22 protein-coding genes are annotated in these 24,936 nt (G+C 60.0%); 7 read left to right on the top strand and 15 right to left on the bottom strand.

The window, feature by feature from the left end; genetic code table 11:
• Positions 1-117 precede the first annotated feature (117 nt).
• A complete protein-coding gene (tpx, locus tag MRK42_RS02890) occupies positions 118-618 on the bottom strand; it encodes a thiol peroxidase (RefSeq protein WP_026458391.1) in 501 nt (166 codons plus the stop codon).
• A gap of 245 nt (positions 619-863) precedes the next feature.
• On the opposite strand from tpx, the gene MRK42_RS02885 reads away from it, so the two are divergent.
• On the top strand, positions 864-3,305 hold the full coding sequence (locus tag MRK42_RS02885) for a zinc/cadmium/mercury/lead-transporting ATPase (protein ID WP_338611751.1): 2,442 nt from the start codon (positions 864-866) through the stop codon (positions 3,303-3,305).
• 206 nt (positions 3,306-3,511) lie between these two features.
• Here the strand turns inward: MRK42_RS02885 and pulA are convergent, their stop codons facing one another.
• On the bottom strand, positions 3,512-7,195 hold the full coding sequence (gene pulA, locus MRK42_RS02880; protein ID WP_354688893.1) for a pullulanase-type alpha-1,6-glucosidase: 3,684 nt from the start codon (positions 7,193-7,195) through the stop codon (positions 3,512-3,514).
• Between the two features lie 263 nt (positions 7,196-7,458).
• Here pulA and MRK42_RS02875 point away from each other — a divergent pair, with 263 nt between their 5' ends.
• Positions 7,459-7,872, top strand: coding sequence for a hypothetical protein (locus MRK42_RS02875; RefSeq protein WP_042026667.1), 414 nt, complete (start codon positions 7,459-7,461; stop codon positions 7,870-7,872).
• 124 nt (positions 7,873-7,996) lie between these two features.
• Here MRK42_RS02875 and thyA read toward each other — a convergent pair whose 3' ends face one another.
• The 4 genes from thyA to rppH form a co-directional block, all read right to left on the bottom strand.
• A complete protein-coding gene (thyA, locus tag MRK42_RS02870) occupies positions 7,997-8,791 on the bottom strand; it encodes a thymidylate synthase (RefSeq protein ID WP_026457734.1) in 795 nt (264 codons plus the stop codon).
• Complete coding sequence (lgt, locus tag MRK42_RS02865) at positions 8,791-9,615, bottom strand: prolipoprotein diacylglyceryl transferase (RefSeq protein WP_338611749.1); 825 nt, start codon at positions 9,613-9,615, stop codon at positions 8,791-8,793. Before lgt ends, thyA begins: the two co-directional genes overlap by 1 nt.
• A gap of 66 nt (positions 9,616-9,681) precedes the next feature.
• Entirely contained in the window at positions 9,682-11,961 is a 2,280-nt protein-coding gene (gene ptsP / locus MRK42_RS02860; RefSeq protein ID WP_042070447.1) for a phosphoenolpyruvate--protein phosphotransferase, read from the bottom strand.
• 14 nt (positions 11,962-11,975) lie between these two features.
• Positions 11,976-12,503: an RNA pyrophosphohydrolase gene (gene rppH / locus MRK42_RS02855; protein ID WP_042070448.1), complete on the bottom strand. Its 528-nt coding sequence runs from the start codon at positions 12,501-12,503 to the stop codon at positions 11,976-11,978.
• A 733-nt stretch (positions 12,504-13,236) separates the two neighbouring features.
• Here rppH and mutH point away from each other — a divergent pair.
• Both mutH and MRK42_RS02845 read left to right on the top strand, forming a co-directional pair.
• Positions 13,237-13,911 carry a DNA mismatch repair endonuclease MutH gene (gene mutH / locus MRK42_RS02850; RefSeq protein ID WP_216993098.1) on the top strand — a complete coding sequence of 225 codons (675 nt, stop codon included), beginning with the start codon at positions 13,237-13,239 and terminating at the stop codon, positions 13,909-13,911.
• Between the two features lie 82 nt (positions 13,912-13,993).
• Positions 13,994-14,317 (top strand): isoamylase early set domain-containing protein, encoded by a 324-nt coding sequence (locus MRK42_RS02845; protein ID WP_042070451.1) that lies wholly within the window; start codon positions 13,994-13,996, stop codon positions 14,315-14,317.
• A gap of 108 nt (positions 14,318-14,425) precedes the next feature.
• Here the strand turns inward: MRK42_RS02845 and rplS are convergent, their stop codons facing one another.
• The 5 genes from rplS to ffh all read right to left on the bottom strand — a co-directional run bounded on the left by rplS (position 14,426) and on the right by ffh (position 17,940).
• A complete protein-coding gene (gene rplS, locus MRK42_RS02840) occupies positions 14,426-14,773 on the bottom strand; it encodes a 50S ribosomal protein L19 (RefSeq protein ID WP_005308701.1) in 348 nt (115 codons plus the stop codon).
• 32 nt (positions 14,774-14,805) lie between these two features.
• Positions 14,806-15,555 carry a tRNA (guanosine(37)-N1)-methyltransferase TrmD gene (gene trmD, locus MRK42_RS02835; RefSeq protein ID WP_005308699.1) on the bottom strand — a complete coding sequence of 250 codons (750 nt, stop codon included), beginning with the start codon at positions 15,553-15,555 and terminating at the stop codon, positions 14,806-14,808.
• A 34-nt stretch (positions 15,556-15,589) separates the two neighbouring features.
• Entirely contained in the window at positions 15,590-16,111 is a 522-nt protein-coding gene (rimM, locus tag MRK42_RS02830) for a ribosome maturation factor RimM (RefSeq protein ID WP_042026670.1), read from the bottom strand.
• Between the two features lie 24 nt (positions 16,112-16,135).
• The gene (gene rpsP / locus MRK42_RS02825) at positions 16,136-16,384 is read right to left on the bottom strand and encodes a 30S ribosomal protein S16 (RefSeq protein ID WP_042026671.1); all 249 of its coding nucleotides are present in this window, start codon (positions 16,382-16,384) and stop codon (positions 16,136-16,138) included.
• Positions 16,385-16,563: 179 nt separating this feature from the next.
• Entirely contained in the window at positions 16,564-17,940 is a 1,377-nt protein-coding gene (ffh, locus tag MRK42_RS02820; RefSeq protein ID WP_026456580.1) for a signal recognition particle protein, read from the bottom strand.
• A 205-nt stretch (positions 17,941-18,145) separates the two neighbouring features.
• On the opposite strand from ffh, the gene ccsA reads away from it, so the two are divergent.
• Both ccsA and MRK42_RS02810 read left to right on the top strand, forming a co-directional pair.
• Complete coding sequence (ccsA, locus tag MRK42_RS02815) at positions 18,146-18,934, top strand: cytochrome c biogenesis protein CcsA (protein WP_042070546.1); 789 nt, start codon at positions 18,146-18,148, stop codon at positions 18,932-18,934.
• A gap of 41 nt (positions 18,935-18,975) precedes the next feature.
• Positions 18,976-20,256, top strand: coding sequence for a CNNM domain-containing protein (locus MRK42_RS02810; protein ID WP_042070453.1), 1,281 nt, complete (start codon positions 18,976-18,978; stop codon positions 20,254-20,256).
• A gap of 33 nt (positions 20,257-20,289) precedes the next feature.
• On the opposite strand, the gene MRK42_RS02805 is transcribed toward MRK42_RS02810, so the two are convergent.
• Positions 20,290-20,757, bottom strand: a complete 468-nt coding sequence (locus MRK42_RS02805) for an Rrf2 family transcriptional regulator (RefSeq protein ID WP_026456667.1) — start codon at positions 20,755-20,757, stop codon at positions 20,290-20,292.
• Positions 20,758-20,869: 112 nt separating this feature from the next.
• Here MRK42_RS02805 and hmpA point away from each other — a divergent pair, with 112 nt between their 5' ends.
• Complete coding sequence (gene hmpA / locus MRK42_RS02800) at positions 20,870-22,063, top strand: NO-inducible flavohemoprotein (RefSeq protein ID WP_338611748.1); 1,194 nt, start codon at positions 20,870-20,872, stop codon at positions 22,061-22,063.
• A 97-nt stretch (positions 22,064-22,160) separates the two neighbouring features.
• Here the strand turns inward: hmpA and MRK42_RS02795 are convergent, their stop codons facing one another.
• From MRK42_RS02795 to artM, 3 genes are all read right to left on the bottom strand, one after another.
• Positions 22,161-22,709 carry a flagellar protein MotX gene (locus MRK42_RS02795; RefSeq protein WP_224212266.1) on the bottom strand — a complete coding sequence of 183 codons (549 nt, stop codon included), beginning with the start codon at positions 22,707-22,709 and terminating at the stop codon, positions 22,161-22,163.
• 407 nt (positions 22,710-23,116) lie between these two features.
• On the bottom strand, positions 23,117-24,052 hold the full coding sequence (mdh, locus tag MRK42_RS02790; RefSeq protein ID WP_042070459.1) for a malate dehydrogenase: 936 nt from the start codon (positions 24,050-24,052) through the stop codon (positions 23,117-23,119).
• Positions 24,053-24,273: 221 nt separating this feature from the next.
• Positions 24,274-24,936 (bottom strand): arginine ABC transporter permease ArtM, encoded by a 663-nt coding sequence (gene artM / locus MRK42_RS02785; RefSeq protein ID WP_338611747.1) that lies wholly within the window; start codon positions 24,934-24,936, stop codon positions 24,274-24,276.

The following is a 24,936-nucleotide window of genomic DNA, read 5'->3' as shown; positions in this document are numbered from 1 at the left end:
GAGAAGTAAAAGAAAGGTCGCCGTGCAGGCGCCCTGGCGCCGCAGCTGGCCATAAAAATAACGGCCTGCCATGTCAGCAGACAGGGCAGGCCGTCGGCCATCAGAACGAACGTCGAATTACAGGGCGGCCAGGGCAGCGGCGTAGTTCGGCTCGTCGGCGACTTCGGCCACCAGCTCGCTGTGCAGCACCTTGTTGTCCGCATCCAGCACCACGATGGCGCGGGCAGTCAGCCCCACCAGCGGGCCGGAGGAGAAGGCCACGCCGTAATCTTCCATAAAGGCGGCACCACGCAGGGTGGAGAGGGTTACCACCTTGTCCAGCCCTTCGGCGCCGCAGAAGCGGGACTGGGCGAACGGCAGATCGGCGGAGATGCAGAGCACCACTGTATTGTCCAGGGCGCTGGCTTGCTCGTTGAACTTGCGTACCGAGGTGGCGCAGGTCGGAGTGTCAACGCTCGGAAAGATGTTCAGGATCTTGCGCTGACCGGCGAAGTTCGCCAGGGTCACATCGGAGAGATCCTTGGCCACTAGGGAGAAGGGCTTGGCCTGCTCACCGGCAACCGGGAAGTGACCGGCGACGGCGACGGGGTTGCCTTGCAGAGTGACTGAACGGCTCATGTGTTATGTCCTTTATGGGTGTTGTAACTATCCGGATCGCCAGTATAGGCGGGCGAGGGCCCGACAAACACCCGCCAACATCAGGGATATCGGGAACTCTTGCCTAGGTACCGGGCCGACAAACTGCCGCCAGAAACTGACTGAAGAATAAAGGGGGATTGACCTTGGATATAACACCAAGGTTTACACTGAATCCAGTCATCAAGGAGCCCGCTGGGGCGAGCTCCCGCCAAGAGGAACCCTGTATGAGCAAATCCTGCTGCAGCTATCAGCATGCTACCTCTCCCATCAAGGCCGTCAGCAAGACGGCCAGTGGCCAATCTGAACATAGGCACGACAGCCACTGCTGCGACAACGTGGCGCCGGCCAGCAGTTGCTCCGGCAAGGCCGCCCACGAGCATCAGGCGCACCCGACCGGCGAGTCACCGGACGAGGCCGAACCTCCTCAAGGGAGCTGTCACGGCCAGGGTTGCTGTAGCCAGCCCTCATCCCATGATCATGACCATGAGCATCATGAACACGGCGAGGCTACCGACTCGGGCGAGCCGCTGACGGCCCCCGTCGGCGACAGCCAGCGCCACAGCTGGCAGGTACTGGGGATGGACTGCCCCAGCTGTGCCCGCAAGATAGAGACAGCCGTCGGTCGGGTCGAGGGGGTGCAGCAGGCCCGCGTACTCTTTGCCACCGAAAAACTGGTGGTGGATCTGGCCCCCGGCCTCTCCCCCGATCCCGTCACCGCCGCCGTGTTGGCCGCCGGTTTCCAGCTCAGGGATGCCACCCAGGCCAGGCAGCAAGATGAGCAGAGCCGCGGCCCCCTGATGACCCTGCTCAGTAAATATTGGCAACCCCTGTCGCTGGCAAGCCTGATGCTGGTAGCAGCCCTGCTGCCGGACGAATTCGGTCAGCCTCTCTTTACCCTGGCCACCCTGTGGGGCCTGTGGCCCATCTCCCACAAGGCCTGGTCACTGACTAGGAGCGGCTCCCCCTTCGCCATCGAGACCCTGATGACGGTCGCCGCCGTTGGCGCCCTGTTTCTCGGCGAAACCGCCGAAGCCGCCATGGTGCTGCTGCTGTTTATGCTGGGCGAGCACCTGGAGTCCTACGCCGCAGCCCGCGCCCGTGCTGGGGTCACAGCCCTGATGGCGCTAGTGCCTGACAAGGCGGTGCGCATCCGCACCGGTTTACAGGGTCAGCCACAAGGTGAAATCCGGGAAGAGGTGGCGGCCGAAGATCTTCGCCCCGGCGACATCATCGAAATTTCTCCCGGAGCCCGTTTGCCCGCGGATGCCAGATTGCTCGACGACCTTGGTACCTTCGACGAAAGCGCCCTGACCGGGGAATCCATTCCGGTAGAGCGCAGCAAGGGGGAAAAAGTGCCCGCCGGTAGTCTGGCGGCGGATCGGGTGGTGCGTCTCGAGGTGGTTTCGGAACCGGGCAACAACGCCATCGACCGCATTCTGCACCTCATCGAGGAGGCAGAGAGCCAGCGCGCCCCCATCGAGCGCTTCATCGACCGCTTCAGCCGCTGGTACACCCCGGCCATCATGCTGGTCGCCCTGCTGGTGGTGATCATCCCTCCCCTCGCCTATGGCCAGCCCTGGGACGAGTGGGTCTATCGCGGGCTGGCGCTGCTGCTCATCGGTTGCCCCTGCGCCCTGGTGATCTCTACCCCGGCGGCAGTCACCTCTGCCCTGGCGGCCGCGACCCGGCAAGGGGCCCTGATCAAGGGTGGGGCGGCGCTGGAACGGCTGGCCCATATCGATACCGTCTCCTTCGACAAGACCGGCACCCTGACCCTGGGCAAGCCGCAACTGACCGAGCTGGTGAGCCTCAATGGCCAGGCCGAGAGCGAGCTGCTGGCGCTGGCGGCGGCTATCGAACAGGGGTCCCATCACCCGCTGGCCAAGGCCGTGGTGACGGCGGCCAGTGAACAGGTGCTGACCCTGGCTGCAGCCCGGGACCTGCGCGCCCTGCCAGGCATGGGGGTTGAAGGGCGCATCGACGGCACCCTCTGGCAACTGCTGGCACCGAGCCGGGTGGCCACCCTGAGCCGCGAGCAGAACGAAAGGATCGCCACGCTGGAGCAGCAAGGCAAGACGGTGGTGGTGCTCTGCCAGACCCGTGACGATGCGGCCACACCGGTTGCCCTGCTGGCCCTGCGGGATCAGATCAGGCCGGATGCGGCGGCGGCGCTGCAGGAGCTCAGGGTACTGGGGCTGCAGGGCATCATGTTGACCGGGGACAACCCGCGCGCCGCCGAGGCCATTGCCGGCGAGCTCGGCATGGACTGGCGCGCCGGTCTGCTGCCGGAAGACAAGGTGCAGGAAATAGCCAAGCAGGCCACCCGACAGAAGGTCGCCATGATAGGAGATGGCATCAACGATGCTCCCGCCATGAAGCGCGCCAGCATCGGCATCGCCATGGGGGGCGGTACCGACGTGGCGCTGGAGACCGCCGACGCCGCGCTGACTCACAACCAGCTCGGTGGCATCGCCGCCATGATCCGCCTCTCCCGTGCGGCGCTGGCCATCATCCACCAGAATATCGCCCTGTCGCTCGGGCTCAAGGCCATCTTCCTGGTCACCAGCCTGCTCGGCATCACCGGGCTCTGGATCGCGGTGCTGGCCGACACTGGCGCCACCGCGCTGGTCACCGCCAACGCCCTGCGTCTGCTGCGCAAGCGCTGATCCCGTCAAGGCATTAATCGCCACATCCACAAGCCGCCCCCGACAGGGCGGCTTTTCTTTGCCCATTTATCGGACGACGACATAGAAAAAGCGCGCCTGCCGGTCGGCAGTCGCGCTTTGCTTACTCTCTCGGGATTATCCCACCCTTGGCGAGGTGGAATTCAACCTGGGGACGCCGAGCCATCCCCCGGGCTCTATGGGTCTGCTTACCCCGCGGACTCGGTCACGCTGACGCTCAGGGTCGGATGCTCCTTGTCCATGGCATTCAGGACAAACCGGTAGCTGCCCGCCTTGTCCAGCGTCATGCCGATATCATCCCCTCCCTTGCACAGGGTAAGCGGTGCCGCCGTCGCCAGCACATCGGTGGCCTCACACTTGCCGTAATTGAGCGCTCCCCAGCTGGCATCCGCAATCTTCAGGGTCGTCTCACCCAGTTGCGCCTCGGCAACCGGCATGGTCAACTCATACACATAGTTGCCACTGAAGGTCAGCTGGTTGACGGGATCCCACTGGCCGAGGAAGCCACGCACGAAGACATTGGTCATGCCAAAGGGTGGCAGCGTACTGAGGTCCGTCTTCTTGCCGACTGGCAGCCCCGTGCCCTGGGCCCCACTCTGGGGCTTGACGAACACGGCGGCAGACCAGGCACCCAGCGTCAACTGGCCACCGGACACCGCGGCTCCGCGGGCTATGCTGTCACTGCTGTCGTGAGCCGGGCTCAGCACCAGAGCGGCGAGATCGATGGGCTGATCCGCCCCGTCGCGGAAATCACCGATGCTCCGGCTCTGGTTGGTGGCGTTGATCATCACCACCAGACCGTCGATGGCCGGATCCAGATCCGCACCGGCGGCCATGCCGTCATCCACCGTCATCACGATGAGGCCGGGCACCTGATCCGGTCCGGTATTGCGAAAATCAACCCGCTTGATCACTTCGGCCCCACTGCCCAGACGCAGCAGACGAGAAGATTGACGCAGCCTGGCCAGCTCCTGGTAGAAGCCCACCATGGTCGCCATATCGGCACCGCTCGGCTTGGCATGCTGACCGAGCACCTGATCGATCAGCGGATAGTTGTCGCCATCCTTATCCTTGCGCGGCAATCCCTTGTCAAAGTTGTTGTCAGCCAGGGTGTAATCGACCCGGTTGTACCAGTCCCCCGAGTCGTAGCTGTCCCGCTCCATGGACTTGGAGCGCAGCAACTCGACGCCGGCGTGGGTGAAGGGAATGCCCTGCCCCAGCATGGCGGTAGCCAACGATACCCCCTGCATCCGTACCAGATCGGCTCCTGCCGGCGCCTTGTAGATCAGGTTGTCGAACAGGGTCTGGTTGTCATGCTTGGAGACATAGTTCTGGATCTCGGTCGGATCCTGGGCATAGCCGGCAGGCTGACCGTTGTAGTCAATCTCGGCCCCCTTCAGCGGGATGCCATCCTTGTCGGTCAGCACGAACTCCTTGAGGTTGCCGACCATGCCGAGACGCACCAGATCGGCCTGATGCAAAGCGGTGGCCAGCTCGACGCCATCCAGCTCGTTGGGATCCACAAAGGCGCCATTGCCAAAGCCCTGGGTCTTGCGAATGGTGTCGCCACCGTCGAACGGACTGCCGCCGCGCACCGCATCCCGCAACCGATCCGAGAAGGATCCGATGCCGGTCCCGGCCAGGTGCTTCTGGGTCGCCTGCACGAAGCGCTTGTCATCCTGCACTTCGCCGAAGTTCCACCCCTCGCCGTAGAAGTAGATCTCGGGGTTGACCTTCTTCACCGCCGCCAGCGCCTGCACTATCTGATCTTTCGGGTGATGGCCCATCAGGTCGAAGCGGAAGGCATCGATCTTGTAGTCGCGGGCCCAGGTCACCAGGGAGTCATCCACCAGCTTGGCGAACATGGCGTGTTCCGGCGCCGTGTTGGAGCAGCAGGTGGAGTTCTCGACCGAGCCGGTCTCCGGATTGAGGCGCTGATAGTACCAGGGCACTATCTTGTCGAGCACCGACTTGGGACCCAGGCCAGCCTCGTTGGTGTGGTTGTAGACCACGTCCATCACCACGTTCATGCCGATGTTCTGCTTGATGGCCTTGACCATTTCGCGAAACTCCAGGATACGCTGGCTCCCCTCGGCATTGGTGGCGTATGAGCCTTCCGGCGCCGTGTAGTGATAGGGATCATAACCCCAGTTGAAGGAGTCGACGCCACGCAGATAGCCGTAGAGCGACTGTGCCTGTTCGCCACGCGGATCCAGACTCTCCAGCACGGAGGCGATAGTCTGGCCGCCGCCACAGTAAGCGCCAAAGGCTGAACTCTGCACCTCGGGGTTGACCTGACACAGCTTGCTGAAGTCATCGCCGATATTGGCCACCTTGGCCGGGTCCTCGTTGATGGTAGCGATGTCGAACACCGGCAGCAGGTGCAGGTGGCTGACGCCGCTCTGCGCCAGGGATTGCAGGTGTCTGACCGGTACCGTATCGCTCTCGGCCAGGCCGAGGAACTTGCCGCGGTGCTCCGCCGGGGTCGAGTCGTCGTTGCCGGTCAGATCGCGGACATGGGCCTCGTAGATGGTGATGTCAGCCGGGTTCTGCTGGCTGTGGGGGGCCTTGAGCTCGTCCCAGTCGGCCGGCTTGAGGGCCGGATCGTCGAGATCCACCACCTGGCTGAACTCGGAGTTCATCGCCAGGCTCAGGGAATAGGGGTCGGTCACCTGATAGGATTCCAGCTTGCGGCTGACCGGGTGATAGACTTGGATGTCGTAACGGTAGAACTTGCCCACCAGCTCGCTGCCGCCCTGCACGCTCCAGCTGCCGCTGGCCTCGTCCAGGGTCATGGCGCGCTCACCGAGGGAGTTGTGCTGCTCGTCAAACAGCGCCAGCTTGACCATTCTGGCGGTCGGCGCCCACAGCCGGAAGGTGACATTGCCCCCCTCAACGATGGCGCCATAGTCGAGCTTGCTCGCCGCATCGCTATAGAGAGCATCAAGAGCGCCGGCGCTCTGCACCAGGGTTGCCCCCTGCAGGATGCCCTCGGCATCGGTGCCGATGGCCACCAGCTCCCCCTTGAGCAGGGGTTTGAGATCTTTCCCGGCCGGCAGGGCAAAGGCGGCGGCATCCTTGAGGTGCGGATACCTGGCCTGCTGCTCCGCCGTCAGGCTGGTCGGGGTCAGGCTGATATAGGGGAAGTCGAATACCCCGTCGGTATTGGCCTCGATGGTACCCGACTCTGTGTAGTAGAGGCGGACGTGAGGTTTGTCCTTGCCCCCCTGCCAGATCAATGTGTTGCCGTCGATCAGGTGGGCGCTGGCCCCGGCAACGCCGAAGGCGGCGGTGAAGGCCTTGGCCCGGCTGTCGAAGATCTCGTTCTTGCCGGCAACGATGGCCACGGTGCGATCCGAATGATCGCTGAAGACTACCTTCATGTCGGCGCCGGTCAGGTTGCCGAGGGAACCATCCCGGGCGATAAAGTTGATACACCCTTCCACCTTGGCCAGCGGGATCACCCAGGCAGGGCCAAAGCTGTCGGCTGCCGTCGGCGTATTGCTCTTGTCATCCCAACCGCCATTCAGACCGCTATCGGCAGTGGCGGAACAAGCTTCGTTGTTCCAGAGATGAAGACTATGACTGGCGAAGGGGCCATCCCCCCCGCGGACGGCACTGGTCTGGGTATCCACCAGGGCGATGACCGCCTGATTGTCACCCGCCATCAGCAATTCGGCGGGGGCCTGCACCTTGGGCAGACGGGCGACAGGCCCGTCTTCGGTGCCGGGAGGGACGGCTACATCCGGGTTGGTAGGGATCTCGGGGTTGGTAGGCACATCAGGGGTGGTAGAGCCGTTGTCATTACAGCCAGACAAAAGCACGAGCAGTGAGGCTGTTACCAGCGCCACCTTGGTCTTTTTCATATCCATGATTTTTATAATTCCCGCTGTAGTTAGTCTCGATAGTCGAGCACCCGGTCGTTGCCAGGTGGTGCCATATTAATCAGCGACAATCGTTTCAAATGTGAGCGGGTGGGCAAAAAAACCGACCAGTTTCAACAAGATAACGTTTTCAGGCTGAAACTTGGATCCGGCTCACAGACCTTTCCGGCATTTGGCTCCATATCTAGAAAATGCCTGTCACAGGGTCAGAAAAACCATTTCCGATCAAGTGGATATACAAGGAGCAAGGGATGAAAAGGATTGAGGAACAAGCCAGACAGCTTGATCAGGAGTACCAGGCCATTGCCCAGCTGTTCGACCAGTTTTGCCAGCAGGCGGGCACGCTCGCCGAGCAGTACCAGTTCTTCAGCTGGCCGGACTATGAAGATTCCCCTCCCCTGAGTCGCGCCTTCACCCTGCTGGGAGAGCCCCGCGAGCTGCGCCTGCATTGTCAGCCGGGGGAGCGGGGCGCCCTGCATGGGCTGATCCAGGTGGTCACGGAGGATGAGGCCATAGATGCCAGCCTCGGCTTTCGCGCCGATGGCCAGCTGTTGCTGGAGTCGGGCAAGCTGCTGGACAACCCGCCCGGGCTGCTGCTCAAGCTGCTGCTGGGGGCCATCTGGCAACACAAGCCCGAGCCGGAGAACAACGGCCACACCCATTGAGGCCGGGGCCTCCTTCCACCATGCGCAGGAATAGCGCGACCAAACGGTGCAAAGAGGGCCGTCCGACCAAAGAAAAATGCCAGTCAGCATTCACTGACTGGCATCGACAAGGTTCGGGCCGGGATCAGATGGCGACGGGCGCCTTGATACCTGGATGGGGATCGTAACCCTGGATCTCGAAGTCCTCGAACTGGTAGTCGAAGATGGAGTCCGGCTTGCGCTTGATCACCAGGGTCGGCAGCGGGCGCGGCTCGCGGGTGAGCTGCAGCGCGGTCTGCTCCATGTGGTTGGAGTAGAGGTGCACGTCGCCGCCGGTCCAGACGAAGTCGCCCACTTCCAGACCACACTGCTGGGCCATCATGTGGGTCAGCAGGGCGTAGCTGGCGATGTTGAACGGCAGGCCGAGGAAGACATCGCAGCTGCGCTGGTAGAGCTGGCAGGAGAGCTTGCCGTCCGCCACATAGAACTGGAAGAAGGCGTGGCAGGGAGCCAGCGCCATCTTGTCCAGCTCGCCCACGTTCCAGGCGGAGACGATGATGCGACGGGAATCCGGATTGTGCTTGATGTCATCCACCGCCTTCTGGATCTGATCCACCACGCCGCCGTCGGCGGTCGGCCAGGAGCGCCACTGGGCGCCATAAACTGGGCCCAGATCGCCGTTCTCGTCGGCCCACTCGTCCCAGATACTGACGCCATTCTCTTTCAGATAGGCGGTGTTGGTGTCGCCGTTGAGGAACCAGAGCAGCTCGTGAATGATGGAGCGCAGGTGGCACTTCTTGGTGGTCACCAGCGGGAAGCCTTCGGCCAGGTTGAAGCGCATCTGATGGCCGAACAGGGAGACGGTGCCGGTGCCGGTACGGTCGGACTTGACGGTGCCCTCATCCAGGATCTTCTGCATCAGGTCGAGATACGCTCTCATTATTTTGCCTCCTTCACGGCATTACCAAACAACTGCGGGCGCTTGTAGGCGGCCCAAATCATCAGGGCTCCGATGAGGATCATCGGGGTGGACAGGATCTGGCCCATGCTGATCTCGTTGAAGTAGAGACCCAGCTGGCTGTCCGGCTGGCGCACAAACTCCACCAGGAAGCGGAACAGGCCGTAGAACAGCAGGAACATGCCGGAGATGGCACCGCGCGGCGGATGCTTGCGCCAGAACAGGTTGAGGATGATGAACAGTACCACCCCTTCCAGGGCGAACTGGTAGAGCTGGGACGGGTGGCGCGGCTCCGGACCCGCCTCCGGGAAGATGATGGCCCAGGGCACATCGGTGATCCGGCCCCACAGCTCGCCGTTGAGGAAGTTGCCGATGCGGCCGACCCCGAGACCAAACGGAATGAGCGGCGCCACGAAATCGGCCACGGTGAAGAAGTGGCGCTTGGTCTTGTGGGCAAACCAGATCATGGCGGTGATGACGCCGATGAGGCCACCGTGGAACGACATGCCACCGGTCCAGATCTTGAACAGGTAGGTCGGATCCGCGAGGAAGAGATCGAAGTTGTAGAACAGGACATAGCCGACTCGGCCACCCAGGATCACCCCGAGGAAACCGTAAAACAGCAGATCGGAGACCTCGTCACGGGTCCAGCCGCTGCCCGGCTGGGCGGCACGGCGCCCCGCCAGCCACATGGCAAACGCGAAGCCAAACAGGTACATGAGACCATACCAGCGTACCGATAGTGGTCCCAAACTGAATGCTACGGGATCAATCTGCGAGAAAACCCAATATCCGTCGTGCTGCATAAGCGGCCCCAGTCATAAGAAAAGCCGCATTCTCCGATCAATTGCCAGCGGGAACAAGACTGAATATCAATCGGGCAACTTGACCTTGTGGCCGGCCCGCAACAAGCCGCCCAGCCCATGCTCTTCCAGATAGCGGGCAAACAGGCCGCGCAGCATGTGGGGATTGTCGTGCTTGAGGCCGTCCGCCAGCAGCGTAGTCAGCTCATCCAGCCGGGACTGGCGCAGCACGTACTTGATGCGGGCGATGTTGTGGGTGTTCATGCTGAAGCGGCGATAACCCATGGCCAGCAGCAGGAGCACGCCGACCGGATCCCCGGCCAGTTCGCCACAGACCGAGACCGGCTTGTGGTAGCGGCGAGAGGCATCGGACAGCAGTTGCAGGGCGCGGATCACCGCCGGATGGAAGGCGTCATAGATGCTGGCGACCCGGGCGTTGTTGCGATCCACCGCCAGCAGGTACTGGGTCAGGTCGTTGCTGCCCACCGACCAGAAGTCGATGAGGGGGGCCATCTCCGGCAGGATATAGAGGGCGGAGGGCACCTCTATCATCACCCCGAGACTGGGGTAGCGGATCTCGGCTCCCCGGCCGGCCGCCTCTTCCGACACTTCCCGCCAGGCCTGATCCAGCAGGCGGCGGGAGGCCTTGATCTCGTTCACGCTGCTGATCATCGGCAGCATGATGGCCAGATTGTCGAGCCCTTCGCTGGCCCGCAGCATCGCCTTGAGCTGCACCAGGAACAGTTCGGGGTGATCCAGGGTGAGCCGGATCCCCCGCCAGCCAAGGAAGGGGTTCTCCTCGACGATGGGGAAATAGGGCAGCTGCTTGTCGCCCCCTACGTCCAGGGTCCGCATGCAGACGGGACGATTACGGTAAGTCTCCAGGATGCCGCGATAGCGGGCGGTTTGCTCCCATTCGGAGGGGAAGCTGTCCTGCAGCATGAAGGGGATCTCGGTGCGATAGAGACCGACCCCGTCCGCCAGATGATTGAGGGCTATCTCGGTATCGGCGCTGAGGCCGGCGTTGAGCAGCAGGGAGACGGGGGTGCCATCGGCGGTTTCCGACGGCTGGTTGTCGACGCTGCGCACCAGGGTGTCGAGGGCCCGCTCCTCATTGAGCAGCTGGCGATACTCGGTGAGGATCACCTGGTTGGGCTCGATGAAGAGATCGCCGCTGTAGCCGTCGACCACCAGCATGCGGCCGCCGATATCGCCGAGCGGCAGATCCACCCCCATGATGGCCGCCACCCCCATGGCACGAGCCAGGATGGCGGCGTGGGAGTTGGTGCCCCCCTTGAGGGAGACCACGCCGCTCAGAAACTCGCGCGGGACTTCGGCCAGTATGGTGGCTGTCACCTCGTCGGCAACCAGCACCACGGGTTCACCGATGGAGATATGTTCCGGTTCGTTTTGCACCAGTCGGCTGATGAGGCGCAGGGCGATATCCTTCACATCGGCGGCGCGCTCCTGCAGATAGGGATCCTTCATCCCCTTGAACTGCTCGATCAGACGATCGCTGATGATCTTGACCGCCGAGACCGCCGTCCAGTGCTCCTTGCTCACTTTGTTGCGGATCGGCTTGATGTAGCCGGGATCGTTCAGCAGGTGCAGGTAGATATCGAAGATCGCCACCGAGTCCTGGCTGTAACTCTCGCGAAAGCGCAGTGCCAGGCTCTCCAGATCGTGGCGCACCTCCTCCACGGCTTCTTCCAGCCGAGCCAGCTGCTTGCCGTGCTCCTCATCCTTGCGCGGGGTGATGGAGTTGAGCGCCTTGCGGGGCCGCCACACCCAGGCCTTGGCCATGGCGATGCCGCTGGCCCCGGCGATGCCGCGCAGGGGCTTGCTCCAGTCGGTCTTCTGCAACCACCCCTTGGCCTGGGCCTGGGCAATGCGCGCCGCCAGCTGGGCCGCCAGAGTGACCATGAAGGACTCTTCCCCCTCATCGAAACGGCGACTCTCTTTTTGCTGGGCCACCAGGATACCGACCACCTGGCGCTGATGCATGATGGGGGCGCCGAGGAAGGAGCGAAACGCCTCCTCGGCCACATCGGGCAGAAACTTGAAGCTGGGGTGTGCGGGGGCATCGGCCAAGTTGATCAGCTCTTCACGCTGACCCACCAGACCGACGATGCCCTGCTCGAAGGGCAGAGTGACCTTGCCAACGGCAGAGGGGGCCAGACCATCGGTGGCCGCCAGCCGGTAGCGGCGCATGTCGGGTTCCGAGACATAGACGGAGCAGCAGTCCACCTTCATGGCATGCCGGGTCTGGCTGACCAGGGCCTGCAGGGCTTGCTCGAGGGTATTGGCCTCGGCCATGCTCTCGACGATACGTCTCAGTTCCGTTAACAACTAATCTGTGCTCCTTAGCGTGCGCGATGGCGCCGCCCATCCTTCTTGTTGACCTGGGTTGCCGCGACCGGCATCGCCAGCGGGGCAAATTCCTTCATGACCCGACGATAAACCTCCCGTTTGAACGAGACAACCTGGCGCACCGGGTACCAGAAGCTGACCCAGCGCCAATCATCGAATTCGGGATGGCCATGACAGCCAAACTGGATCCGGGACTCCCTGCCCGAATTCAGCTGCAACAGGAACCATTTTTGTTTTTGGCCAATACAGACCGGTGAACTGTCCCAACGGACGAGACGCTTGGGTAAACGATACTTTAGCCAGTTACGACTGGTGGCCAATATGGTCACATCTTCGGGCTTGAGGCCAATCTCCTCATATAGCTCTCGATACATGGCCTGTTCCGGCGATTCACCATCATCAACCCCCCCCTGCGGGAACTGCCAGGAGTGCTGCCCATAGCGCTTAGCCCACAATACTTGTCCGTCACGGTTACAGATCACGATACCGACATTGGGACGAAATCCGTCGCCATCAATCACGTGATCACCTTATAAAGGCTGAATCTATAAAGAGATTGTTCCACATTCACCCCGTGGCAGCAAACAAGGAGTGAATCCCCCGTTTCATGAATAACTTTCAATTTCAAACATACTTATAAACAAATCGCAGGATCTGCGATGGCAAGTTGCCCACCCAGACTGTGCATAAAGCTGTTAGTAAACGGGTATATACAGTACTTTTTGATGATGAGTAAAAATGCCAACGGTATATCCCCATCCCGTAGCAAACAAGTAAAAACTTTATTATACATATAGTTAAATGTAAAATAGCGGTTCTGGATCCTCGATAGCAACCCCGCAGGATCCACGCCATGGATTGTGAACAAGTCCAACTGTTCAAAGATCCACCACGGCCAAATTATCCACAGGAGTGGCACACTATCTGCCCGCTTTCCCCTGTAAAAATGGGGCGGCATTCACATTTTTTTGTAACATCTCGGCGACTCTTCCCAGTTACATTCACTTATCCAAGATTTCTGTGGATAACTGTGTGCAACATCAGGCACAAACCCTTGGACAACTGTTTTAAGCTAAAAAGCCACTCTTTACTGGCCTCGATAAAATAACCAAAACCCTTTAAAATCATTGAGATGTGCTGATAACAGCCAAATTATCCCCATTTGCCCGTCTCCATGCAGGATCGGCTATAAAAACAGCGATCCTTCTCTGGATCCAGGCTGGCGAGGAGAGAGCGAACAAGATGGAACCAAGTATGCCGACCAATCCCCAATCCGAGCAGGAGTTGCTGGCCCGTGCCTATGCCATGGCAGGTCTCACGCTGGCCCAGCTGGCTGCACAGGCGGGCATAGCCGTTCCCGGGGATCTGCGCCGGGACAAGGGTTGGGTCGGCCAGCTGATAGAATGGCAGCTGGGTGCCAGTGCCGGCAGCAAGCCGGAGCAGGACTTCCCGGATCTCGGGATCGAGCTCAAGACGATCCCCATCGATCCTCAGGGCAAACCGCTGGAAACCACCTTCGTCTGCGTTGCCCCGTTGATCGGTGTCACCGGCCAGCGCTGGGAGGAATCGAACGTGCGCAACAAATTGTCACGGGTACTCTGGATCCCGGTGGAAGGTAGCAGGGAGATCCCCATCGGGGAGCGCAGAGTCGGTATGCCGCTGATGTGGAGCCCGAACGAAGAGGAGGATCGACTGCTGCGTCAGGATTGGGAAGAGCTGATGGACATGATAGTGCTGGGAGAAGTGGAGCAGATCAGTGCTCGCCACGGCCAGGTGATGCAACTGCGACCCAAGGCGGCCAACAACAAGGCGCTGACCCGGGCCATCGGCCGTGATGGTCAGCCCATCATGACGCTGCCACGGGGCTTCTATCTCAAGATCAACTTTACCCACGGCCTGCTGCAACGCCATTTCGCCCTGCCGGTTTGACCTGCTGTATCAACATCCTTGCCATAAGCTGGTATAAAAATAGGCAGCATCTATTTTTTGTACTCACTGACAAGGAGGCGTCATGCCACTCATCAAGCAATTTCTCAAATCAAAACCCGAAGTCAAAGTCACCTTTGCCGTGGAGAAAGAGGCGGCCGCCGGCGCCGAGCAGGTTCGCCTGCTGGGCGAATTCACCCAATGGCAGCCGGTCGATCTGAAAAAAATGAAGAGCGGCGAGTTCAAGACCACCCTCAACCTGCCCACCGACGGGCCCGGTTATTTCGAATATTGCTACCAGCTCATCACCCCTGAGGGGGAAACGCTCTATGACAACGACTGGGAGGCCGATGGCTATGTGCCAGGCCCCTTTGGGCGGGATAACTCTGTGGTGCGAGTGAACCAGTAAGGCTCCCTCGCCAGTTCAGACGCAGAAACAAAAAAGGCTCGCCATTGGCGAGCCTTTTCACTACCTGTCGAGCTTTTCGCCGACATATCGACACCAATTCGAATCGAATTAGTTGAGCTTCTCTTTGATACGAGCAGCTTTACCGGACAGGTTGCGCAGGTAGTACAGTTTGGCGCGGCGAACATCACCACGACGCTTCAGTTCTACACTGTGGATCAGCGGAGAGTGAGTCTGGAATACACGCTCAACACCTTCGCCGTTGGAGATCTTGCGAACGGTGAAAGCAGAGTGCAGACCGCGGTTACGCTTGGCAATCACGATGCCTTCGAAAGCCTGCAGACGCTCTTTACCACCTTCTTTAACACGAACTTGAACACGTACGGTGTCGCCCTGGGCAAAAGCCGGGATGTCGGTACGCATTTGCTCTTGTTCAAGCTGCTGAATAATCTTGCTCATTGTCTTTCCTTACCTAGGATAAACTGAAAACTCTACTTAACGCTGTCACGCACTTCGCGGACATACTCGGCAAGAAGTGATTCTTGCTCGTCAGTCAGAGCTAGGTTGTTAATAAGTTCCGGCCTTCTTTGCCAGGTTCGTCCGAGCGATTGCTTGAGACGCCAGCGTCGAATCACTTCGTGATTGCCGCTTGTCAGCGCCTCGGGCACCGCCAGCCCATCCAACACCTCCGGCCGAGTATAGTGGGGATGATCCAGCAAGCCATCCGTAAAGGAGTCCTGCTCGGCACTGGCCTGATCACCCAAAACCCCAGGGACCAGACGCGAAACCGCATCGATCAGGGTCATGGCAGGCAACTCGCCACCACTTAACACGTAATCCCCGATAGACCACTCTTCGTCGACTTCGGTTTGTATCACGCGTTCATCGATACCTTCGTATCGACCGGCAACCAGAATCAGTTTCTGATTCGTCGCCAACTCGGTTACGCCCGCTTGAGTCAGCTTGCGTCCCTGAGGAGAGAGATAGATGACTTTCGCCCCGTCTCCTGCCGCTTGCTTGGCTGCATGAATCGCGTCACGCAGCGGCTGAACCATCATTAACATGCCGGGCCCACCACCATAAGGACGATCATCGACCGTACGGTGCTTGTCGTGGGTAAAGTCCCGGGGGTTCCAGCACTCAATCTGCAGCAGGCCACTCTTGACGGCCCGACCCGTTACCCCGTGCTCGGTAATGGCTCGGAACATTTCAGGGAAGAGGCTAATCACCCCAATCCACATAAGAAACCTCCGGCACTCGTGTTACCGCGGGAAACTAGAAACCAGGATCCCAATCAACTTCGATTGTTCGAGCAGTCAGATCAATATTCTTGATCACCTGCTCTTCCAGGAACGGAATCAACCGCTCCTTTGCACCAAAGGCATCTTTTACATTGGCCTCAACCACCAACACATCGTTGGAGCCGGTTTCCATCAATTCGGTCACCTTGCCCATGTCGTATCCCTTGGTGGTCACTACGGAACAACCAATCAGGTCACGCCAGTAGAACTCGCCCTCGGGCAACGCAGGCAACAGATCGGCGGGTACACCAATCTCGACGTTGGTCAATGCCAGGGCTTCCTCGCGCACGTCGATACCATCGAGCTTGCAGATCAGACCCTTGTTGTGACGCTTCCAGGATGAAACCCGAATTTCACGCCACGCCCCGTTCTGATTGATCAGCCAGGGGTTGTAATCGAAAATCGCTTCGGCAACATCGGTGAAGGAGTTCACTTTAAGCCAGCCCTTGATGCCGTAAACGGTACCCAGGGTGCCCAGAACTACAGGTTTTTCCACCTTAACTCCTTACCGTCTGGCTGATTAAGCAGCTTTGGCAGCGTCTTTGATCAGCTTGGCAACGCGCTCAGAAACAGCGGCACCAGTAGCAACCCAATGCTCGATACGAGCCAGGTCCAGGTTCAGCTTTTCAGCGTTACCAGAAGCAACCGGGTTGAAGAAACCAACGCGCTCGATGAAACGACCGTCGCGGGCGTTACGGCTGTCAGCAACTACTACCTGGTAGAACGGACGCTTTTTCGCGCCACCACGTTGTAAACGAATGGTTACCATATCGTCCTCATTAACATCTAATGAACAAGGCCCGCAAACACGCGGACCCTAGCTTAAAATAAGCCGCATAATTCTACTTGGATTCGTAATAATTGCAACCAAGCCAGCCATTTTTTGCGCAGGGCAGTAATGAAAAAGGCCTGCCGCTGGCAGACCCTCTCTCAATACGGCATGGATGATCAGAACGGACCGCGGCCGCCACCGAAGCCGGGAGGCAGCATGTTCTTCATCTGGCTCATCATCTTGCGCATACCGCCCTTGCCGGACATCTTCTTCATCATGCGCTGCATCTCGGTGAACTGCTTGAGCAGCTTGTTCACGTCCTGCACCTGCATGCCGGAACCCGCGGCGATACGGCGTTTGCGGGAGCCCTTGATGAGATCGGGATGGGCACGCTCCTTGGGCGTCATGGAGCTGATGATGGCCTCCATCCGCACGGTCAGCTTGTCATCCATCTGATCCTTGACGTTATCGGGCAGGCCGGACATGCCGGGCAGCTTGTCGAGCATCCCCATCATGCCACCCATGTTGCGCATCTGGGCCAGTTGCTCGCGGAAGTCTTCCAGATCGAAGCCTTTGCCGCTCTTGACCTTGCTGGCCAGCTTGGCGGCCTTCTCCTTGTCGACGTTGCGCTCCACCTCTTCGATGAGTGACAGCACGTCACCCATGCCGAGGATGCGGGAGGCGAGGCGATCCGGGTGGAACGGCTCAAGCGCGTCGGTCTTCTCGCCCATACCGATGAACTTGACCGGCTTGCCGGTGATGTGGCGCACCGACAGGGCGGCACCACCGCGGGCGTCACCGTCCGCCTTGGTAAGGATCACGCCGGTCAACGGCAGCGCCTCGTTGAACGCCTTGGCGGTGTTGGCGGCATCCTGACCTGTCATGGCGTCGACCACGAACAGGGTCTCTACCGGCTTGATGGTGGCGTGGAGGTGCTTGATCTCCTCCATCATCTCGCCATCGACGTGCAGACGACCGGCAGTATCGACGATCACTACGTCATAGAACTTCTTGCGTGCCTGATCGATGGCCGCGTTGGCGATGTCCACCGGCTTCTGGCTGGCATCGCTCGGGAAGAAGTCGACACCGATGTCGCCGGCCAGGGTTTCCAGCTGCTTGATGGCTGCGGGACGGTAGACGTCCGCACTGACTACCAGCACCTTCTTCTTGTTGCGCTCCTTGAGCAGCTTGGCCAGTTTGCCAACCGTGGTGGTCTTACCGGCCCCCTGCAGACCCGCCATCAGGATGATGGCCGGCGGCTGGGCCGCCAGATTGAGTTGCTCGTTGGCCTCCCCCATCACGGAGACCAGTTCGCCGTGGACAATCTTGATGAAGGCCTGGCCCGGGCTCAGGGACTTGGCCACTTCCTGGCCTACCGCCCGCTCCTTGACGCGCGCGACGAAGTCACGCACCACCGGCAGGGCGACGTCCGCCTCGAGCAGCGCCATGCGGACTTCGCGCAGGGTATCCTTGATGTTCTCTTCGGTCAGGCGACCACGGCCACTGACATTGCGCAAGGTGCGCGAGAGTCGTTCTGTCAAATTCTCAAACATGACGCATTCCGGTTCTTGGCGTAACAAATGGGGGGCATTATAACCCAGAGCTGGCGCGAGAACGATTATTCACCGCACTGTCGCAGCAAGCGTCTTCCTCCCTATATATGGGCAGATCGGCGGCAGCACAACTGGCGAGCATATCTTGTGCAAGGTATACTGCCCCTCTTGTATCCCTAAATGCTTGTGCAACAACGACCTGGTTATGATCGTGATCTCTGTTCTGGCCCTGGCGTTCTATCTGCTGGCCATCGTCGCCTCCCTGCATCTGTTACTGAGCGCCAAGCCGGTGGGACAGCGCCCCCTGTTCGCCTGCATCGGACTGGCCCTGATGACTCACGCTGGCGCTCTCGGCTCGGAAGTGCTGCTGAGTTCCGGCCAGAACCTGAGCATGCTCAACGTGGCCTCGCTGGTCAGCCTCATCATCAGCTGCTTCATGACCTGCGTCACCCGCCGCTTCAACGGCTGGATCCTGCTGCCGGTGGTCTACAGCTTCTCGGCCCTGCTGCTGGCCGCCAGCGCCCTCATTCCCGGTCGCTACATCACCCATCTGGAGGCCCATCCCCAGCTGTTGCTGCACATCGGCCTCGCCCTGATGGCCTATTCGGTATTGATGATCGCCTGCCTGTTTGCGCTGCAGCTCGCCTGTCTGGACAAGCAGCTGAAATCGAGAAAAATCAGCCAGCTGCCGGCCATGCCGCCCCTGATGACGGTCGAGAAGCGTCTGTTCCAGCTCATCTCTGCGGGTGTGTTGCTGCTCACTCTTTCCATCGCCTCCGGCCTCTTCTTCCTTGAGGACATGTTCGCCCAGGGCAAGTCCCACAAGGCAGTGCTCTCCATCTTGGCCTGGTGTGTCTATGTACTGCTGCTGTGGGGTCATCACACCTATGGCTGGCGCGGTCGCAAGGTGATCACCCTGAGCCTGATTGGCAGCGTCATCCTGACCCTGGCCTACTTTGGCAGCCGCTTCGTCAAAGAAGTGCTGCTGAGCTGACCCGTTTTACCCTTTAGCGACCCCATCCACAGGAGCCCTTCTTGGACAGCATCTCAACGAGCACATTGCTGATTGTTCTCGTTTTCTTGATCCTTCTATCCGCCTTCTTCTCCAGTTCCGAAACCGGTCTGATGTCCATCAACCGCTACAAGCTGCGGCATCTGGCACAGACCAAACACAAGGCAGCACGCCGCGTCGAGCAACTGTTGTCCCGACCCGATCGCCTGCTGGGACTGATCCTGATCGGCAACAACCTGGTCAATATTCTCGCCTCCGCCATCGCCACCATCGTCTGTATCCGCCTGTTTGGCGATCTCGGGGTAGCTGTCGCCACTTTCGGCCTGACCCTGGTGGTGCTGGTCTTCGGCGAGGTCACCCCCAAGACCCTGGCGGCCATGTTCCCTGAGAAGATCGCCTATCCTGCCTCCTGGGTGCTCAAGGGATTGATGGTGCCCCTCTCGCCCTTCGTCTGGATGATCAACGGTATCACCAGCGGCCTGCTCAAGATGCTGAAGATCAATCCGAACAAGGATGACTCCCTCAATACCGAGGAGCTGCGCACTATCGTCAACGAGGCGGGCAACCTGATCCCCCAGCGCCACCAGGAGATGCTGCTCAGCATCCTGGACCTCGACAAGATGCTGGTCGAGGACATCATGGTGCCCAGAAATGATATCTACGCCATCGACATCAACGACGACTGGAAGACCATATTGCGCCAGCTGGCCCACTGCGCCCATACCAAGATCCTGCTCTATCGCGACAACATCGACGACGTGGTGGGCTTCCTGCACGCTCGCGACGCCCTGCGCCTGATGGCCAAGGATCAGTTCAACAAGTCGAGCCTGCTGCGGGAAGTGGACGAGATCTATTTCATTCCGGAAGGGACGCCCCTCAACGTGCAACTGGCCAAATTCCAGCGCAACAAGGAGCGGATCGGCCTCATCGTCGATGAATATGGCGATATCCAGGGTCTGATCACCCTGGACGACATTCTGGAAGAGATTGTGGGTGACTTCACCACCTCCATGACCCCAGCCCCCAGCGACGAGATCCACCCCCAGCCGGATGGCACCTTCCTGGTGGAGGGCTCGGCCAACGTGCGCGAGCTGAACAAGGAGATGAACTGGCAGCTGCCCATCGACGGCCCGCGGACCCTCAACGGCCTGATCCTCGAATACCTGGAGGAGATCCCCCAGCCCAACATCGGCATCCGGCTGGCGGGCTATCCCATCGAGATCCTGGAAGTGGAGAACAACATGGTGAAGATGGCGCGGATCATGCCGGCATCCTATCGTCCGGATACCCACGATGAAGATTGAAAAAGGGCTGCCTCTGGCAGCCCTTTTTAGTGCTTATTCGCCCTCTTCCTCGGGCTCCAGCACCAAGGTCGGGATCAGCTCCCCGAACACCTTCTGCAACTCGTCACGGTTGGCCAGCAGATCCTGCAGCGTGTAGCTGTCCATCACCGCCAGGAAGGCATCCATCGCCTCCTTCAGGGCACTCTTCAACAGGCAGACCGATACGATGTGGCAGGCTGGCGAGTTGCAGTCGATACCGTCGAGATTTCCCTCCAGCGCCCGGATCACCTGGCCAATGTTGACGGTCGCAGGATCGCATGCCATGCGAATGCCGCCGTTCTTGCCGCGCTGGGATTGCAGATACCCCAGCTTCACCAGCTGGTTGACCACCTTCACCATGTGGTTACGTGACACGCCGTACAAGGCCGATACCTTGGCAACACTTGAAAGCTCTCCCTCCGGCAGGGTGGCCAGATAAAGCAGGGCTCTCAATCCAAAATCTGTATAACTGGTTAGTCTCATAAAGCCTGATTAGCGCAATGCGAAAAGTGAAGTGTTGATCCAAATCAAATAAACATCTAGGATGTCATTTATTAAATGACATTTTATATGTTCAATTAGAAAGAGGTTCCCTATGCTAGACCAAACGACCGTTGCCGTCATCAAAAGCACCATCCCTTTGCTCGAATCGGCAGGTCCGGCGCTGACTCAACACTTCTATCAGCGCATGTTCAGTCATAACCCGGAATTGAAAGACATCTTCAATCTGGCCCATCAGCGCAGTGGCGGCCAACCGCTGGCATTGTTCAATGCCGTGGCCGCCTATGCGAAGAATATCGACAATCTGGGTGCCCTGGCCGGTGCGGTCGAGCGCATCGCTCATAAGCACACGGGGTTCCTGATCCAGCCCGAACAATATCACATTGTGGGTAGTCATCTCTTGGCCACGCTCAAAGAATTGGGCGGAAGTGCGATCACTGACGAGGTTCTGGATGCCTGGGGCAAGGCCTACGGGGTACTGGCCGACATCTTCATCGGCCGGGAGCGGGAGATCTATCAGGAGAAGGCGGCCCAGGCCGGTGGCTGGCAGGGAACCCGCCCCTTCATCATCAAGGAGAAGCGGGTCGAGAGCGCGCTCATCACCTCCTTCGTGCTGGCTCCGGCGGATGGTCAACCCGTGCTGGACTTCAAGCCGGGGCAATATCTCAGCATCAAGCTGGCTCACCCCCAGCTCGAGTATCAGGAGATCCGCCAATACTCCCTCTCCGATGCCTCCAACGGCCGGGAATACCGCATCAGCGTCAAGCGCGAGCCCGATGGGCAAGTCTCCAACCTGCTGCACGATCATCTGCATGTCGGTGACAGTATCGACGTCATGCCACCGGCTGGCGACTTCTTCCTGCAGGCTGACAAGACGACCCCGGTGGTACTGATCTCCGGCGGAGTGGGCCTCACTCCCATGCTGAGCATGCTCAACCAGCTGCTGGCCAGAGACCATGGCGCCAGCATCAGCTGGCTACACGCCTGCGAACGAGGGGATCTGCACGCTTTCAGGGAGGATATCCGGCACAAGTGCGCGCAGCATGACAGGCTGCAGAGCCGGGTCTGGTACCGGGAGCCGATGGCTCAGGATCAGCAGGGGAAAGATTATGACTTCCGGGGAACCATGGATCTGGCTCAGGTGGCAGAGCTGCTCGCGCCCGATGCCCACTACTACTTCTGCGGGCCGCTTGGCTTCATGCAATCCATCAAGGATCAGCTGCTCGCGGCGGGCATTCCTGCCGGACAGCTGCACTACGAAGTGTTTGGTCCCCATCAGGATCTGTAAGGCAGGTTAAACACTTTCTCCTGACGAGGAGCCAGCCGGTCACGGCACGGTAACCTCCCACTCCCAACCCACGGATGCAGATCCGTGGGTCATTTTTTCAGTGCATGGCCTTGGCCCGAGCCACCACGTTGGCGGGCATGCGGTTGCCAAGCTGCTTCAGCAGGCTCGCCGCCTTCTGGTGCAATGCCTTGTCGCCTATCACGGAGCCGTGCAACCAACGGTAGGCATCCTCGTAGTCAAGGGGACTGCCCATTCCCTGTAGCAGCATCTCGACCCACTCGATCCTGGCCCGCAGAAAACCCTGGCTGGCCGCCTCGCGCATCAGGGTTTCGGCACGCACCAGATCCTTTTGCACCAGCGTCCCCTTCCAGTAGTAGCGACCCAACTGTTCCAGCGCAGGCGCCAGTCCCTGATTGGCTGCCTCCCACATATATTGCACCCCGAGCTCGGCATTGGACTTGGTGCAAACTCCCCAGGCCAGCATATCGCCCCACAGGAACTGATAGGCCGGTATCTTCATCACCGAGGCCCGCGCCTCGATATCCTGGGTCAACTGACAGCGGTCCTGTTTGACCTGTTTGAGATGGCGCCCCTGTTCAATCCAGTTGAGCAGCTCGTCCTGGCGATAGAGGGGCACCGCTTGCAACTCGCCGACCGACAGCGGCGTCACGACAGGAGCCGGTGTTGCCTGTGGCAAGGGAGCGGCCGCTGAAGTAGGTGCAGCACTGCTTGTTGCCGCAGGCGACAGGGGTTCTGCCGGCAACAACACGGGAGCACTCGGGGTCGCGGCAGAGGGGACAGGCGCAGCTGCACTCGCAGCAGGGGCCACGACAGCAACAGCGGGCGTCTCGCTTGGCGCAGCAGCCGACACCGCCTCGGCGCCGTACAAGGGCGAGGTAAACAGAATGCTCAGAACAAGAAGCGTAAGGGGTTTCATCATAGGGATCTCCTGCTGCTCTCTGTTATCGGCCAAAATCCCGCTCCCCTTAGCCTGTCACCTTGCCCAATAAAACAAAAGGGAGCCGAAGCTCCCTTTGCGCGAGGATGAACCCCTTATTTGACGAAGTCGACACCCAGCTGGATATCGGCTTTCAGAGTAGCCAGCATGCCTTCCATCGCTTCCTGCTCGAAGGCACTCAGCTTGCCGTAGTCCAGCACGGTCTCGACACCGTTCTTGCCGAGCAGCACCGGCTGGGCGAAGAAGGTAGCGTGCTCGCCATTGCCTTCCACATAGGCGCACTCGATGACGTTGGCTTCGCCCTTCAGACCCTTGATGAGCGACAGACCGAAACGGCAGGCAGCCTGACCCATGGAGAGGGTTGCGGAGCCGCCACCCGCCTTGGCTTCTACCACTTCGGTGCCGGCATTCTGGATACGCTTGGTCATGGCAGCCACTTCCTCGGCAGTGAAGGAGGCCCCTTCAACCTGGGAGAGCAGCGGCAGAATGGTCACACCACTGTGGCCACCGATCACGTTGACACGCACGTTGTCGACATTCAGGCCCTTGGCGGCGGCCACGAAGGTCTCGGCACGGATCACGTCCAGAGTGGTGACACCGAACAGGCGACGCTTGTCATAGACACCGGCTTTTTTCAGCACTTCGGCGGCGATGGCGACGGTAGTGTTGACCGGGTTGGTGATGATGCCGATCAGGGCTTTCGGGCAGGTCGCCGCACACTTCTCTACCAGGTTCTTGACGATACCGGCGTTGATGTTGAACAGATCGGAGCGATCCATCCCCGGCTTGCGCGCCACACCGGCAGAGATCAGCACCACGTCGGCACCGGCCAGGGCGGGAGTCGGGTCTTCACCGCAGAAGCCCTTGATGGCCACGTCGGTGGGGATGTGGCTCAGATCAACGGCAACACCCGGGGTCACGGGAGCGATGTCATACAGGCTCAGTTCGGAACCGGCAGGCAGACGATTTTTCAACAGCAGAGCGAGGGCTTGACCGATGCCACCAGCGGCACCCAGAACGGCAACTTTCATGATCAACTCCATGTTTAAGCGTAGGTTTAAGGTTGTTTGTTGTTGTGCGCCCAACCTTAATGGATCCCCCCATAAAAAACAATCTGATAACAGTTGCAATAACGGGTTATGTGAACCAGAAGACAGGCGGCGAATAAAAATGGGGAAAAATGCGAAAAATTGGAGGGGAAGCACAGATTCCCTGCATCACCCCTCACCACAAAGAGGTAGATTGACTGGTTTCAGCTCTGGAAGGCGAGGGCTCGCCGTTCACACCAGCGAAAACCAATTGTTAACAATCCGTTCATAGCCAGGTAGAGGGCACCCGCGACGCCGAACACCGCCAGGGTGTCATAGGTCTGGGCGTTGAGACGCTGGGCCAGCCCCATGATGTCCATGATGGTGATGGTACTGGCCAGCGAACTGCCCTTGAGCACTAGGATCACCTCGTTGGAGTAGGCGGGCACCAGTCGCCGCGCCGCATGACGCACCTTCATCCACAGGGTCTGCCCCGCCGAAAACCCCAGCGCGCGGCACGCCTCCACCTCACCAGCCGGAATGGCGTCGAGTGCCCCCTTGAACAAGCGGGTCGAATAGGCAGCCGTGTTCAGGCCGAGTGCCAGCACGGCACAAAACCAGGGCTGCTTGAGCAGCGGCCAGAGCGGGCTCTGTTTAAGCCACTCGAACTGGCCGGGCCCGTAGTAGATGAGGAAGATCTGGATGAGCAGCGGCGTGCCGGTGAAGATCAGCACCCACAGCTGCACCAACTGGGTCGCCAGCGGGATGCGCCGCTCCAGCACCCAGGTCATCAGCAGCGCCAGCGTGATACCGAGCAACAGACTGAACAGGGTCAGCTCCAAGGTGGTCAGCAGACCCCCCAGCAGGGTGATTAGATACTCTTGCAT

Source organism: Aeromonas sp. 19NY04SH05-1 (assembly GCF_040581895.1).
GTDB lineage: Bacteria > Pseudomonadota > Gammaproteobacteria > Enterobacterales > Aeromonadaceae > Aeromonas > Aeromonas enteropelogenes.
This window is presented reverse-complemented; position numbering and strand designations above follow the sequence as displayed.